Origin of the sequence: Scopulibacillus daqui (genome assembly GCF_016908855.1) — a bacterium.
In the GTDB taxonomy this organism is placed as follows: domain Bacteria; phylum Bacillota; class Bacilli; order Bacillales; family Sporolactobacillaceae; genus Scopulibacillus_A; species Scopulibacillus_A daqui.
Map to the genome: position 1 here is coordinate 153,041 of NZ_JAFBER010000001.1, position 14,023 is coordinate 167,063.

Below are 14,023 nucleotides of genomic sequence, written 5' to 3' on the forward strand. Positions count from 1 at the left end.
AATATAAGATATTAGTCCTAATTATATGGGACACTCATTTTTGTGTCAATATGAAATTTTCAGATATTTAACGAGCTGTTTTCAAGGCATTGCAAGTGATTCCAGCTGATAAAAACAACGAGGGCAAGTTCCCTCGTTGTTATATTTCACCGAGTTCCGGTACCTGCTCATTATTTGCTTCTGACATGAAAGCAGGATTCTTTTCGAGGTTATACAGTTTTTTGCTTTTTACTAAATATCTTTCCAGCAATGTCTGTTTCGTCATAAATAAATAAGCGGGAGGATGTTTTTTAAGTTTCGATATGGAGATTTTTGACGTTGATAATAAATGAATAGGTAAAAAGGCCAAGTATTTAAATATTTTATAGCATTTACTTGATATTTCAACTTTCACAAAGCTTAATTTTTCACAGCGGCTGTTAAGCATGGTAATGCCTACAATACCTTTAATATGCGCATTCAGCGGGTGTTCATTAACAAATTTCGCAACTCCCGGCAAAGACCCCTTAATTTGTTTATATAAGTGGAGGATTCGCTGAATATCATTTTTTAGTACGTGCATTTCCATTAATAATTTAGCATTATGCAAGTGGATTTTGACAACAAGGTCATTCTTTCTGATTTCGGTTCCATCGGGAAAAGTGACGTCTCGCCCTTTATAGCGCGTTAATTTTACCCTGAATATATTGCTTTTTCTTTCATTTTTTCCAATATCGTTTAAGTGTGAGAAAGAATAATAAATAGGATCAACAATATTCCATAATGTTAATGCCAACCGCCTTAACCACATTTGTAATTTCTCCTTTTCTCATCATAAAAAAATCAATTATGGCTTTTTAAAATATTGGCTAATGATAACATACCCGAAAAAAGGGAAAATATATCCTGTATTTGAGAAGGGAAACGATGGTAATACAATTGTATGAAAAAAGGGCGCTAAAGGCTCATTCCTTTTTTGGCTGAAGAAGCATTCATTCAGAGGAGATTTGCACCTCTTTCTCACTTCATCGCATATTTTGATTACTTTTATCTATATATTAAATAAGGCGGGAAGATGCATCCTTTATCATTTCAGCTCCAGACATTATTTATATGCGCCAATCATATGGTAAGAGCTTTAACAAAAAAAGCAAACGCTCACCGTTTGCGAAATAATTTGACAATCTGTATTTGAATGTGATAAAAAAAGCATTTTATCACCTGGATTGAACATCGATATTAGGAAGCGTATCCAATGATTCACCGCTGAATTGGCTTAATCCTGTTCTTTTGAAACAGGTGGCAATCCAGAGTTTGTCCCGCCGCTTAGCGGCTTATCAGCATCCTCAAAAGCCTGAGCCGTCCGATTAAGAACGTCGCTCATACTGGATAAAATAACTGAAATGTTATCAAAAGGGATATTTTCTCCGCCGATTGGCAGATGGTTAAGTGAAGCATTGACTTGTCGGCTGATATTTTGTACAGCAATGTTTTCAAGTTCAATTCTGCCAGCCGCTTCTTTTAATTGGGCGGGAATAATTTTCAAATTGTCCATGTTTCGTCATCCTTGCTCGTATCTTTTCTTGTCTAATGTGCTCAGCTAAGATTCTTAGTTCCCTGCTTTTGTTATGTAAGAATTCAATTTGCCGGCTGATCATACTTATCAGTCTCTTATGGTCATCAATAAAAGTTTGTTTTTCTGATGTTTGCCAATCTTCCAAAGAGGAGACAATGGATTGAACTCTTTGGTCAACCACCCGAAGTTCATCAATGTTTTGCTCAATGATTCTGGCCGCTTCTTCATATTCCTCAGGGTTTAAGTATTCCAGCTTCAAAATGTCACCATCCCTTTTGTTCATCTTTGCATTCGCTGAAAAGCCGGCATTAATAGCGTCTGCCTAAAGCAAATCAAACCTTATATAAGCTAGATTTGTATGTAATTATACACGAAAAAAATATAAGGAGAATGATAAGTGTCGATAATAGTAAAAAAGTCCCGGACAAAAATAAGGCAGCCAAGGCGAAGAAAAAGGGAGCCCGATTGCTGCAAACAATCGGGAAGAGGGAAAGTTATTCTTGTTTTCGTACGACAATGACCTTTGAAACCCTTTTAATCAGGCATTCTTCAAGATCATAAGGAGAGAGCAAACCTAATGTGACCGCAGCGTTAATTTTTTCTTTATTAGGCTTCTTTACAGTTTCGATGCAGTCAAGCAAGTTTAATTCCTCTAGTTTTTTAACTGTTTTTTCTTCGTTAAACTTTTCGGATTTCCTTATTTGCCGCTGCAGCTTTAAATGGCCGAACGCCCATTCACCCTTAGCATTTTCTCCAAGTGTGTGATCAAAATAATGATTAAACTTCTTTTTCAGTTCCGAAAGTTCATCTTCAATTTCTTTTGCTTTTAAATTTAATTCATGAAATCTTTTAACCATACTTTCGGTGATTTTGACATCGCTGGTATGTGGCAAGGTCTAACCCCCATCCATCTTAATATTTATGTTTATACATATGGCGATAGGGGGATCAATATGTGAGTTGTTTGAAACATAAAAATAGATGTCCTTTCGATGCTGTGCAATGATAAGGACATCTTAATATAAGAGAATTTTTAATGCTTAAGCCATAAACAGATTCTAGCTAGAAAGCAAAACGGCTCATAGTTTTTTGAACTTTTGCACATTTATATATTTTCTTGGCTGTTCGCAGGGAATGAAGCTTATTTATTTTTATAAACGACATAAGTGCTGCAAATCATATCATGCAAGGCTGTTTTTTCTTTTGTAAATCCAGCCATCATGTAGCCTATGTATAGAATCATGCCGGATAACGTACAGGATAGACTGCGGCAAATCGATCTGCCGATGCCAATCCTATTTCCGTTTTGGTGAATAATTTTCAAACCAAGAATATATTTTCCCAGCGTCCCCTGAAGTTGGGTTGCCGGCAAAACAACTTGATATAAAATCGCACCGATGTATGCAATGATGATAAAAATTATGCCAATGCTGGCGGTTTCGGTTAAGGCCGATATCAGTTCGCCGATGAAGACAAGGACGAATATAGCAAAAAACACAAAAATACCATCTAAAATGACGGCCAGAAAGCGTATCCAAAAACCCGCGTGTTTGTTTGCATCTCCAGCGTATTGTTCAGTTATTGCGGTATTTCCAACATCCATCAATAGTCTCCTTTCTTAGATTAAATGAGATAATTATCTACACTATACCACAAAATCCTTCAAAAAGGCCACGATATGTAAAATAACCGGAAAATGGTTATTTTGTCCTAGTTACAGAAGAAAATTCACTTATATCTACACTTTTCCTTATTTTTTTCTTACAATAAAATTAATTAACCTTAAAGAATATTGAACTATGACATTTAGGAGTAGAAACGTATGGATTATCGAATTCAAGCGACACAACAAACACCGGCTTATATTATTTATTTGCTGGACATCAGTGCATCAATGGATCAATTAATGGATGCCGGAGGGGAACAAAAAAGGCGGATGGATGTTGTGACCGCAGCATTGAATTCTGCTATCCGCCAGATGGTTTTCCGTTCCACGAAAGGCTCCAGATTAAGTCCGCGATACAAAATTTCAATTTTGGCATACAGCGATCGTGTTTTTGATGTTCTTGGCGGCATCAAAAGCATAGATGAAGTGGCGAGAATGAAACCGCTTGAGAATATTAAAACACAGCGTTTAACGGATACAGCAAAGGCTTTTGCATCGGTGGAAAAAATTTTGCTCAAAGAACTTCCGGGATTGCAAGATTGTCCGGCGCCTCTAGTTTGCCACATGACTGACGGTGCCTATACAGGCGAAGATCCCGAGCCGGTCGTTAAGCGGATTATGGAGCTAAAAGTTCCTGACGGCCGTGTTTTGGTAGAAAACATTTTCATTTCTGATGAAATAATGGCTGAACCGATTGCTGATCCGAAAAGATGGCCGGGCATTATGCCGGATACCAGGCTGAATGATGAATACGGCATGAAACTGAAAAGGCTTTCCAGTCCTTTGCCTGAAAGTTATCGGGAAATGATGGTTGAAACGGGATATCAAATAGAACCTGGTGCTTTGATGATGCTGCCGGGAACAAACGGCGATTTGGTATCGCTCGGGTTTCAGATGTCAGCAGCCACACCCGTTCGATAGATTAGGAGTGAGTATATGTTTTCATTTTTATGCGATCAAAGGTCTGAAACACCTATAAACCGCTTATATGAAGATCCGTTTTTTTGTTTGTACGGCTATGCCAGATCCAATGAAACGCAGCAGCATAATGATGTTGGACAAGATTATTTGATTTTTAAAATTGACGACCGGTCGTGTGCCTTTGTGCTTTGTGATGGTGTCAGCTTATCCTTTTGCGGGGACATTGCTGCGAGGTTCTTGTCACATAAATTAATGGATTGGCTGAAAGTTTTTCATTTAAAAGACTTGCAGGATAAAGATGTGATGAAAGAGCGGCTTGAGGCGTATCTTCATGATATTGTTGACGAAGCGACTGAGCTGGTGGATAAAAAAACGCTGCCGCCGTCTATGCCTGTATTATTAAAAGATGTTTTAGAGGAAAAAAGAAAGCAAGGCAGCGAGGCTATGTTTGTTTGCGGCAGAGTGGATATGCTCAGTCCGGTAGCCAATGAAGCAAATGTATTTTTGGCTTGGGCCGGAGATTCCCGCATCCGCTTATGGGATCAGGAAGAAGAAATCACTAATCTCTTAGGGCATGATTTGAATAGCAATCAACGCTGGTCAACAAAGAGAGGTTTGGTAAACGGAGGCCTCCAAACGTTTGTTTCATCCGATGTTGACAACTGTATTGACCATTTAGCCGTTTACTCCGATGGCTTTCAGGTCATTGATCAGTTTAAGACTATACCGTCTGCCGAGTTCCTTCCATATTATATGTCAAAATCATTAGATTCACCCGCAAGCGACGATATTTCCTTTTTAGAACTTTTATGGTAGGGAGAGTGAGAAAGATGTCATCTATTATTGTAACCTTTATTCATTATGATAGAGAAATAGACTTATCCTTGCCGAATCATATTGAAAGTCAGTCTATCGCAATGGCTTTACATGAATGGCTTGGTCATGGGCACAGCCGGACCGGCGGCATTCATGACTTGGAATACTCATTTGACCTTAAGCACTGGTTCCGCCTAGAAAAACATCAAACCTTTGAAAGTGCAGGAATTTGGGACGGCGCTTTTTTGCGGTTGAGCAAAGAAGCTGTTTCTTCATTGCGGACAGAAAAGGATGTTGAAAAACATGGCTATGCCTTTTTAGATCATGCGGGAGAAAATGGCGATGATCACAATCATACAGGCCATGCGTGGAAAATCATAGATTAACGAGGGATGATATATGCGAAAATCACCATACTTTAAACGGTCTCCGCGGCTTAAATTAACATTGCCGACAGGAAAGATCATCGTACATAACCCGAAAAGGGAGCCAATGGCGCCCAAATTTAGTTTTGAAACGATGGTCATTCCTATTTTTTTAACGATCGCAACAGTGCTTATTATGTATTATTTATCAAAAACGCTATTTAAAAGCGGATACTATGCACTGTTTATGATGGCGATGAGCATTCCGATGTTAGGTTCATACATTGCGACAATCGGCATGTTCTTCCGAAAGAAAAAAGTACATAAGAAAGAAGTCGCCAAACTTCAAAACGAATATCTTCAGCAAATTGACCGCCACCGTGAAGAGATTGAAGAAATACGCGACAGACAAGTTCGTTTTTTGCGTGAAATGAATCCGAATCCGGATGATTGCGTACAAAGAATTCATGAGCGGGACAGTGCTTTATGGGAGAGGACCCCTAACACAGAAGACTTTCTAAATCTTCGCATCGGGCTGGGCACGCGGCCTTTTCAAATTAATATTCGTGTCCCGGAACAAGACGGCTACGATGTTAACCCGCTCATCGCTGAAGCGCAAAAGCTGAAGTCTGATTATCGTTCCTTGGCGAAGGTGCCTGTAACTATTCCGCTAAAAGAAAAAAGGGTGGTCGGTCTTGTCGGTGACCGTCAAGACATTCTTGAACTGGCTCGTGTCCTGATCCTCCAGCTTGTCACACATCATTCCCCGGAAGAAGTGAAATTAGCAGCAGCTTACGAGGAACAAGAAAAAGAAGAATGGCATTGGATGAGATGGCTTCCGCATATTTGGGATGAAAATCGCGAATCGCGATTTATAGCAGAGGGAGATGCCATGGCCCGGAAGCTGTTTGAAAAACTGTACAGTACATTAAATATTCGCAAGCTGGAAAAGGGATCAAAAAAAGACCGGAAAACAAACATACCTGAGTATATTTTCCTTCTGCCTAATGTGTCCATGCTTGAGGATGACGGTATCCTTCCGCTTATTCTTAATGAAGGGGAAAACGTTGGCGCGTGCACATTTATCATGGCAAAGAAAAAAGAAGACTTGCCGATGGAATGTGAATTAATTATTGAGGTCCAAGACGGTGTTGCCCAGCTGTACGAAACTTTCTCAACAGACGATGAAATTAAATTTACAGGGCTGGAAAAGGTAGCTCTAGATCATTTCTCATTAGTGGATGCAAAAGCGATGGCAAGAGAAATCGCACCGCTGCGCGTGAAACAATCAATTGCCGGCATTATACCAAAGGTGTTGACATTCCTTGAAATGTACCATGTCAACCGCGTTGAAGAACTGGACGTCATATCTAAGTGGAACAAGAACCGCTGTCCTTTGACATTGCCTGTGCCAATAGGGGTTCGCGAAGGCAGAAAAGAAGTGACATTAAACATTCACGATAAAATTGAAAAGAAAGGCCAGGGCCCGCACGGTTTAATGGCGGGGACCACAGGTTCAGGCAAGAGTGAAGTCATTCAATCATTAATTTTATCGCTTGCTGTAAATTATCATCCGCATGAGATGGCCTTTATGCTGATTGACTATAAAGGCGGCGGGATGTCAAATACATTCCAGGGTCTTCCGCATGTCATTGCCACAATAACGAACCTTGAAGACCCTCAATTAATCTCGAGAGCGAAGACGTCTTTGAGAGCGGAACTGGAAAGAAGACAGAAACTCTTTAATATGGCGGGAAATATTCAACATATTGACGAGTATTTCCAATCGGAATGGCGCAAAAAAGAACCGCTGCCTCATTTATTTATCATTATTGATGAATTTGCCCAGTTAAAGAAAGACCAGCCGGAATTTATGGATGAACTGATCAGTATTGCGGCGATCGGGCGTACACTGGGTGTTCACTTATTATTAGCCACACAAAAGCCTGCCGGGGTTGTCGATGAAAAAATCTGGAGCAACTCGCGCTTCCGCATTTGCTTGCGCGTGCAGGATGATAATGACAGCCGGGAGATGATTCAAATCCCGAACGCTTCAAGAATCAATGTTCCCGGACGCGGTTATTTCCAAGTGGGCAATAATGAAGTGCTGGAATATTTCCAATCCGCATGGAGCGGTGCCGATTACCAACCTAAAGACGAAACAGAGTCTGAAGAAATTGTTATTGCCGAAGTGAATCTTGATGGTTCAACAACTCAAAAACAAAAAATAGATGACGGTGAAGAATCGCATTTGAAACAAATACAAGTGCTGATTGATTATATAAAAGAAGAAGCAGAGAAACACAATATTAAGCCGCTGCCGGGCCCTTGGCAGGAACCGCTTCCTGAACAGCTCCCACTTTCTAAGATCGTTTCTATCGACAGCTGGACTCCGGCAGCATGGGAAGAAGAAAAGGATTGGCTGGAGCCTAATGCCGGCATAATTGATGATGTGAAAAATCAAGCGCAATATCCACTGAAGCTTGATTTAAATGAAGGGCATCTGATCATTTACGGTATGCCGGGCTCAGGAAAGACAACCTTTTTGCAATCCATATTAATGTCTCTGTTCTTTAATCATGCACCCAGGGACTTGCATGTATATATAATCGACTTCAGCCGGCAAATGAGAGAATTTGCTAAGTTTCCTCATGTCGGGTCTGTTGTACATGAAGATGAAACAGAAAAGATGCAGCGGATGCTAAAGTTTTTCCTAAAAGAACTCAGCAGACGAAAAGAATTATTTGCGAGTGAGGGCGTTGGCTCGTTAAAAACTTACAGAAGCGTATCTGGTGCGGACATGCCGGCGCTGATTTTGATGATTGACGGCTATCAAAGGTTTAAAACAAGTTTTCAAACTGAAAATGAACAGCTTGAAATATTGCTAAGGGAAGGCGCGACCTACGGGCTGATCGTCTTAGTGACTGTCAATCAAACCAATGATATATTTGAACGCTACCGCAGCAATTTTGTTTCAGCCGTTTCATTTGAGCTGGCAGATCATACTGATTATTATTACGCCGTCGGACGGCCGGATATCTCAACAGAGAATCTTCCGGAAGGCCGTGGTTTTGTCAAAGGCCAAAATCCGCCTCAAGTCTTTCAAGCCATGCTGCCATATGACGGGGTCAATGAGCTTGAAAGAGTGGCATTCATCAGAAGATGGTCTGAGAAAATGGCCGAGGAATGGCATGGAGAACCGGCAAAGGAAATCGCTATGCTGCCAAAAGAGATAAGCTTAGACCAGCTTATGAGCCAATTTCCGCCGGAAGAAACGAAGGAGCTGCCGTTTGGCCTTGATGTTGAAGACCTTGAATGCCAAACGATTCAATTAGATGAGGCTGACCATGTCTTTGTGACTGGCAGAGTGGAGTCGGGCAAAACATCACTGCTGCAGACATTGGTGCTGTCATTAGCCTATCAATATTCACCGGACGGGATAGATCTCTACTTTATTGAATTGGAACCAAAATTAAAAGGACTGATGACATTGGCTAAATTGCCGCATGTTAAAGGCTGTGCCAATGATCTGTCTCAGGCTAAAGAATTAATCGCCAATCTGGCGAAAATCGTTGATGAACGCAAGCAATCAAGCCTCGCCTTCGGGAACATGCCGGGATTTGATGATGATGAGGAGACTTACGCACCGCTCGTTATTGTCATTGATGATGTTGATAACTTGATGCAGCAAATGAATATGGACTTTGAAATGAAAGATCATCTCGATAAATTGACAAAACAGGCGCGGCTTAAAAATGTTCATTTCTTAATAGCGGGCACACTTTCAAGCATAAATACAAGCGACCCATGGTTTATGAATATTAAGAAAAAATACGTCGGCTTTTTGCTGGGCTCAACGCTGAACAGTGATTTGTATTTCTTTAATATAAGGCTGCCGCACTCCGAAACGGACAAAGAATTGCCTGCAGGCGACGGTTATATGATTAAAGGCAGGGAAACCAAAGTTAAAATCGCGATGCCGTTTGGTCATCCGGATTCGAGAAATGAATGGTTAAATCGGATTTATAAGAAATATGCTGCCGGCACTAACAAACGTTAATCATGTGATAAAAGTCCTGTTTTAAATAAGTGTTTAAAAACTTGTACATTACAGGGTCTTTGTACCAAGGTCTTTATACCTTATTTCAGGGCTGTTCACGTTAAATTAATTTATCCTATTCAATGAAAATATAAACTTATTAGTCATTTTAATAAAAATCGCTATTTAATCATAGTTCCATAGGCTCATAAATTAGCCATGTTATTCACATAGAGGAAAAAGTGTTATATATTGGACTGGAAGAAAAAAACTGAGGGAGATGATTTTTCATGTCAATGAGAATTCTCGTAACTCCGGAAGAACTTGATGGCATCGCTCAACAATTTAAAAACGGTGCTGAAAACGGCCGTCAACAAACACAACACCTTTACCAAGCCCTTCAATCCCTTGATGGCAAATGGGACGGCAACACAAAACAACGCTTCTTCAATCAATTCAATGAATCACGCCAACACATGGAAGCGTATGTGCAGCTTCTTGAATCTATTGATCAAGAACTTCGCGCTATTGCCAACCGCTTCCGTACTGCGGATGCTCAGTAATTATTGAAGAAGTTCTCATGCAAAAGACTAGTCATATGTATATTGACTGGTCTTTTGTAGTTTTGTTATTGCCATGTTTATTCCTTTTAAAATAGATCATTTGTTGAAAATTTATCCAAATCATTTAGAGAGTTCCGCTGCAGCTTTAGAAAAGTCAATTTCCGACTTAAGATTATTAGATTCCCAGGTAACAGGGATTGTCCAATCCTTATCTAACGATTGGAAATCAAATTCTAAAGATAAATTTATTAATGAACATAAGCAGTTAATAACCGAAATATCAATAGCTATTGAATCTTTACATAATCAAATCGCATATATTCGTCAAACGGCTGATTTAGCAAGGGATGCCCAGCATAAAGAAAAATTAGCAAGACTTAACGATCATCATTAAGAAGGAGAAAGATGATGGGGAATAATCAAATTGATATTAAGCCATCTGAATTAAAAACAGGAGCTTTAAGGTTAGCTAGTGCTAGAGATTTTGCAAATTCAATTAATGCCAGCATTGCAAGCGCATTAGCAAATGTTCCGGTAGGTTATAATGACCTCTCTCTTAATAGCGTTATAAGTAAAATTTCTGATATGGAAAGGACATTATCTGAAACAGCAATAAAATTTGAACAAGCTGATAATCGGATAGATTCTATTCTATTACAAACGGTGCCGGGTTTTACGGGAATAGTTTCTAAGGAAAATGGATTTAATAAAAAAGGATTATTCAACGGAGCAAATTTCGGTGTAAATCATACCAATGCATCTTTAAATACCTCTCCTCTAAATGAACAACTTGGTGGGGATGCAAAAGGGGTATTTTTTGAAAATGATATTATAAATGAGTATAGAACCCCGAGTACGGAATTTAAAAGAGGGAATATAAAAAGTCAGGATCAACCAGCAAATAAAAACTCTAATAATTTATTAAACAAAATAAAAGCTTACGATGCCGAGTATCAAAAAATTTACAAACATAATCATTATGTCTTTAAACCTTCGGACCGTTTATCAATGGCGGGTAATTCTAAGAAAAATGGTTTATATGCAGAAACATTGTCTGGAGAAGTTGATGTTAGGATACCGAAAAATATAAATACACTAATTACAGATGCATTATCTGGTAGTAAAATTGGTGGTCAAGCCAATGCATCCTTAGCTAATGTTGGCGCCAATTATGGAAGATTTAAAGTTTATGAGAAAGTTGGAACCGCTCAGGCAGTTTTACAGGTCAAATCAGGATTTAATGCAAGTGCTAAAGCAGCATTTGTAGACTATGGTGCGGGAATGGGACCATTTAATACTGATGTAAAATGTGGATACGGAGAAGCAGTGTTTAAAGCAAATTACCATATGGTTAAGGCAGGGGCAAAACTTGATGCTGCAAAAGCGGAAGGAGAAGTTAAAATCGGTTTGCCTTTTACTGAAAAAAGTTTAGTTATTGGTGGCGATGCTGCTTGGGGAAGTTTAGGGGTTGAAGCAAGTATTGGTACAGAGAGTGAATTAGATGTTGGTCTAGGCCTAGGACTTGGAGTAAAATTAAAGATAGAATAAAATTTAAAACCGAAAGGTGCTTTTAATGATGTCAGTTTTACTTAAATGGCTTAAAAGAATAGTAGTGTTTGCCTACTTTTTAACAGTTATTTGTTCATTAATTAGCTTGTGGACATCTAATGAATCATATTTGCCTTATGAGAGACTTATTCTTTCAGTAGGTTATGTTTTGATTCCGATATTTGTTTTTACTGTTATATATAAATTTATTGAAGCATATATTAAACATTTTACCAAAAATTAAAAAGTTACCGAATTGAAAGGAGAACTGGAATGGATGATTTAGATTATTTACTTCCTATAGGTTCAGTTGTTTATTTAAAAGATATAGATAAGCAAGAAGTAATGATTTATGGTAGAAAACAAAAAAGAGAAAATGAAAGTAAAATTTGGGATTATGTTGGTTGTCCATACCCGCAAGGAAATATTTCAAAGGACTATAATATTTTTTTTGATCATAATCAAATTCTTAAAGTTATTTTTAAAGGATATGAAACAGAATCAGAAATTCAATTAAGACGTAAACTAGTAGAACTTCATTTAGAACTTAATAAACATTCTAATTAAAGGAATTATATAGTGGAGATAAATCTTACAATAAACTAAAAGATTTTTATAACCTTATTATTTGATTTCTTTTTTAATTAATTTCCAATCAGAAATAAGGTTTAAGTAATGTTTAATTTTGAGATTGTATATGATCAAAAGAAAATGGATTTAGGTAAGTTGTAAAAGAAATAATTGAGAAATGTTAAGGAGTTTTAAGATGAAGAAAATGATTACAAAAGTTTTTGGCAAACCTCACGAATCAAAAGCATTTCGGTTCTATTACTGGTTTGCTGTAACAGTATACTTTCTAGCCATCTTTATTTTCTTGTTACAGTTTCTAATTCTAGCCTTTATTGATTTATCACAAGCATATAAGCCTTTGCTTTCAGCTGTTTTTGGTGGTATCGTATTTCCGTTTTTATTCCGAGTCGTCTATGCTACTAATACAGCAATTTATGATAAATCAAAGGGATCTAAGGGCAAGTAACTGATCAATTATATATTTCTATATTATTTAGGTTAATATTACTCTATAACTCTTGATGCTAGTATAAATTCATGGACACGTCTAAGTTAAATTTTTAAATGATTGACTATACTGAAAACGAAAGGATGTGTCCTTATGGGTAACCAAAAGACTGGCAAAAAGTTTAATGAAGACTTCAAAAAAATGATTGTTGATCTTTATAATACCGGCAGCTCCGTAAAAGACTTAAGTAGTGAGTATGGCGTATCGGATGTATCCATCTATAGTTGGGTCAAGAAATATTCCCCAATCAGCTTGGAAGACGGGAGTTCAGTCACTTCTGATGATTATAACAAGCTACAAAAACAGATTCGCCGCCTTCAGGAGGAAAACGAAATCTTAAAAAAGGCTATGGCCATATTCGCAAGAAAGTAAGTCGCAACGAGCTCGTTTCCGTTATTGATCAACATAAAAATCAATATTCAATCCAAACACTTTGCAAAATATTAAAGATACCTAGAAGTACGTACTATCGATCTCTACAACATGTTGAATCTAATCGTGATCAGGAAAACAAAGAACTAACCAAAAAGATCATGGAAATTCATACAGAAAGCAAACAGCGTTATGGTGCTCCAAAGATCCATTTCATTCTTCAAAAAGAAGGCTATATGGTGAGTTTAAAAAGAGTACAACGTTTAATGAAAAAAGCTGGCATTCGCTCTATCATATCAAAAAAATACCGTCCATATTCAAGTAAACAAAAAGTGGAAGAACAGGAAAATTTGCTAGAGCAGGATTTTTCGACAAGCTCTATCAACGAAAAATGGGTGGCGGACATTACTTATATCCATACTATTAAAAACGGTTGGTGCTATTTAGCTTCTGTTATGGGTTTGCATTCTAAAAAGGTTATTGGCTATTCCTTTTCACGAACGATGACAACTGATTTGGTAATAAAAGCACTAGATAACGCGTACGCCATTCAATCTCCAAAAGAAGGTCTTGTTATTCATACCGACTTAGGTACTCAATATACGAGTGAAGAATTCAAAGGATATGTTCAGTCAAAAGGCATGAAACAGTCATTCAGTCGCAAAGGTTGCCCATATGATAATGCGTGTATTGAGTCTTTCCATGCCATTTTGAAGAAAGAAGAAATCAACAACGTTAAATATATAGATTATCCGACAGCCAAAAAAGCTTTATTTCAATATATTGAAGGATGGTACAACCGAAAAAGAATTCACAGCAGCATTGGTTATAAAACGCCTCAAGAGATAGAAGACTGTATTCGGCATATTGCCTAAACACTAACTTGTGATTGTGCACCCGCTTTATATGGAGTGGCGGGCATGATAGCCTTGTTTGGCGATGCCGATGTTTTAGACATCTGGCTTCTCGGCAGGAGAATCATGCCCGCAGAGGCTCCATGTCAAGCGACATTGCCTTCCTACCTTCTTAATGGGCAGGCACTTAATTGGAAATTAACTTTTTTGTGTCCAAAAAATTGACTCAGATCCAGATCTGTTGTG

Annotated in this window: 15 protein-coding genes; 10 read left to right on the top strand and 5 right to left on the bottom strand. The window is 38.3% G+C overall.

What is annotated here, in order from left to right:
• Nucleotides 1-139 precede the first annotated feature (139 nt).
• The 5 genes from JOD45_RS00735 to JOD45_RS00755 all read right to left on the bottom strand — a co-directional run bounded on the left by JOD45_RS00735 (nt 140) and on the right by JOD45_RS00755 (nt 3,158).
• Complete coding sequence (locus JOD45_RS00735; RefSeq protein WP_205001908.1) at nt 140-790, bottom strand: YkoP family protein; 651 nt, start codon at nt 788-790, stop codon at nt 140-142.
• Between the two features lie 465 nt (nt 791-1,255).
• Complete coding sequence (locus tag JOD45_RS00740; protein ID WP_205001910.1) at nt 1,256-1,534, bottom strand: hypothetical protein; 279 nt, start codon at nt 1,532-1,534, stop codon at nt 1,256-1,258.
• Nucleotides 1,479-1,838: a hypothetical protein gene (locus tag JOD45_RS00745; protein WP_205001912.1), complete on the bottom strand. Its 360-nt coding sequence runs from the start codon at nt 1,836-1,838 to the stop codon at nt 1,479-1,481. Before JOD45_RS00745 ends, JOD45_RS00740 begins: the two co-directional genes overlap by 56 nt.
• A 211-nt stretch (nt 1,839-2,049) precedes the next feature.
• The gene (locus JOD45_RS00750) at nt 2,050-2,448 is read right to left on the bottom strand and encodes a hypothetical protein (protein ID WP_239548979.1); all 399 of its coding nucleotides are present in this window, start codon (nt 2,446-2,448) and stop codon (nt 2,050-2,052) included.
• A 248-nt stretch (nt 2,449-2,696) separates the two neighbouring features.
• Nucleotides 2,697-3,158: an RDD family protein gene (locus JOD45_RS00755; protein WP_205001914.1), complete on the bottom strand. Its 462-nt coding sequence runs from the start codon at nt 3,156-3,158 to the stop codon at nt 2,697-2,699.
• Nucleotides 3,159-3,377: 219 nt separating this feature from the next.
• Between JOD45_RS00755 and JOD45_RS00760 the strand changes: the two genes are divergently transcribed.
• The 10 genes from JOD45_RS00760 (at nt 3,378) to JOD45_RS00805 (ending at nt 13,798) form a co-directional block, all read left to right on the top strand.
• The gene (locus tag JOD45_RS00760; protein ID WP_205001916.1) at nt 3,378-4,142 is read left to right on the top strand and encodes a vWA domain-containing protein; all 765 of its coding nucleotides are present in this window, start codon (nt 3,378-3,380) and stop codon (nt 4,140-4,142) included.
• A 15-nt stretch (nt 4,143-4,157) separates the two neighbouring features.
• The gene (locus tag JOD45_RS00765) at nt 4,158-4,958 is read left to right on the top strand and encodes a protein phosphatase 2C domain-containing protein (RefSeq protein ID WP_205001918.1); all 801 of its coding nucleotides are present in this window, start codon (nt 4,158-4,160) and stop codon (nt 4,956-4,958) included.
• Nucleotides 4,959-4,972: 14 nt separating this feature from the next.
• Nucleotides 4,973-5,344 carry a ubiquitin family protein gene (locus JOD45_RS00770; protein ID WP_205001920.1) on the top strand — a complete coding sequence of 124 codons (372 nt, stop codon included), beginning with the start codon at nt 4,973-4,975 and terminating at the stop codon, nt 5,342-5,344.
• Nucleotides 5,345-5,357: 13 nt separating this feature from the next.
• The gene (gene essC / locus JOD45_RS00775) at nt 5,358-9,383 is read left to right on the top strand and encodes a type VII secretion protein EssC (protein ID WP_205001922.1); all 4,026 of its coding nucleotides are present in this window, start codon (nt 5,358-5,360) and stop codon (nt 9,381-9,383) included.
• 269 nt (nt 9,384-9,652) lie between these two features.
• Complete coding sequence (locus JOD45_RS00780) at nt 9,653-9,925, top strand: WXG100 family type VII secretion target (protein WP_205001924.1); 273 nt, start codon at nt 9,653-9,655, stop codon at nt 9,923-9,925.
• A gap of 73 nt (nt 9,926-9,998) precedes the next feature.
• On the top strand, nt 9,999-10,319 hold the full coding sequence (locus tag JOD45_RS00785) for a WXG100 family type VII secretion target (RefSeq protein WP_205001926.1): 321 nt from the start codon (nt 9,999-10,001) through the stop codon (nt 10,317-10,319).
• A 14-nt stretch (nt 10,320-10,333) separates the two neighbouring features.
• Nucleotides 10,334-11,473, top strand: coding sequence for a hypothetical protein (locus JOD45_RS00790; RefSeq protein WP_205001928.1), 1,140 nt, complete (start codon nt 10,334-10,336; stop codon nt 11,471-11,473).
• Nucleotides 11,474-11,746: 273 nt separating this feature from the next.
• On the top strand, nt 11,747-12,040 hold the full coding sequence (locus JOD45_RS00795; protein ID WP_205001930.1) for a DUF4176 domain-containing protein: 294 nt from the start codon (nt 11,747-11,749) through the stop codon (nt 12,038-12,040).
• 199 nt (nt 12,041-12,239) lie between these two features.
• Nucleotides 12,240-12,509, top strand: a complete 270-nt coding sequence (locus JOD45_RS00800; RefSeq protein WP_205001932.1) for a hypothetical protein — start codon at nt 12,240-12,242, stop codon at nt 12,507-12,509.
• A gap of 135 nt (nt 12,510-12,644) precedes the next feature.
• Nucleotides 12,645-13,798, top strand: a protein-coding gene (locus JOD45_RS00805; RefSeq protein WP_380897480.1) for an IS3 family transposase whose coding sequence is annotated in 2 segments (ribosomal slippage) — nt 12,645-12,885 and nt 12,885-13,798 — 1,155 coding nt in all. Because the reading frame shifts where the segments join, the coding sequence is not laid out codon by codon here.
• The last annotated feature ends 225 nt before the right edge of the window (nt 13,799-14,023 follow it).

What these genes read in the sequence shown, in the direction of transcription:
- JOD45_RS00745 (WP_205001912.1), bottom strand. Translation starts at nt 1,838, where the DNA reads ATGAACAAAAGGGATGGTGACATTTTGAAGCTGGAATACTTAAACCCT.
- essC (WP_205001922.1), top strand. Translation starts at nt 5,358, where the DNA reads ATGCGAAAATCACCATACTTTAAACGGTCTCCGCGGCTTAAATTAACA.
- JOD45_RS00770 (WP_205001920.1), top strand. Translation starts at nt 4,973, where the DNA reads ATGTCATCTATTATTGTAACCTTTATTCATTATGATAGAGAAATAGAC.
- JOD45_RS00740 (WP_205001910.1), bottom strand. Translation starts at nt 1,534, where the DNA reads ATGGACAATTTGAAAATTATTCCCGCCCAATTAAAAGAAGCGGCTGGC.
- JOD45_RS00790 (WP_205001928.1), top strand. Translation starts at nt 10,334, where the DNA reads ATGGGGAATAATCAAATTGATATTAAGCCATCTGAATTAAAAACAGGA.
- JOD45_RS00760 (WP_205001916.1), top strand. Translation starts at nt 3,378, where the DNA reads ATGGATTATCGAATTCAAGCGACACAACAAACACCGGCTTATATTATT.
- JOD45_RS00785 (WP_205001926.1), top strand. Translation starts at nt 9,999, where the DNA reads ATGTTTATTCCTTTTAAAATAGATCATTTGTTGAAAATTTATCCAAAT.
- JOD45_RS00765 (WP_205001918.1), top strand. Translation starts at nt 4,158, where the DNA reads ATGTTTTCATTTTTATGCGATCAAAGGTCTGAAACACCTATAAACCGC.
- JOD45_RS00755 (WP_205001914.1), bottom strand. Translation starts at nt 3,158, where the DNA reads ATGGATGTTGGAAATACCGCAATAACTGAACAATACGCTGGAGATGCA.
- JOD45_RS00795 (WP_205001930.1), top strand. Translation starts at nt 11,747, where the DNA reads ATGGATGATTTAGATTATTTACTTCCTATAGGTTCAGTTGTTTATTTA.
- JOD45_RS00800 (WP_205001932.1), top strand. Translation starts at nt 12,240, where the DNA reads ATGAAGAAAATGATTACAAAAGTTTTTGGCAAACCTCACGAATCAAAA.
- JOD45_RS00780 (WP_205001924.1), top strand. Translation starts at nt 9,653, where the DNA reads ATGTCAATGAGAATTCTCGTAACTCCGGAAGAACTTGATGGCATCGCT.
- JOD45_RS00735 (WP_205001908.1), bottom strand. Translation starts at nt 790, where the DNA reads ATGTGGTTAAGGCGGTTGGCATTAACATTATGGAATATTGTTGATCCT.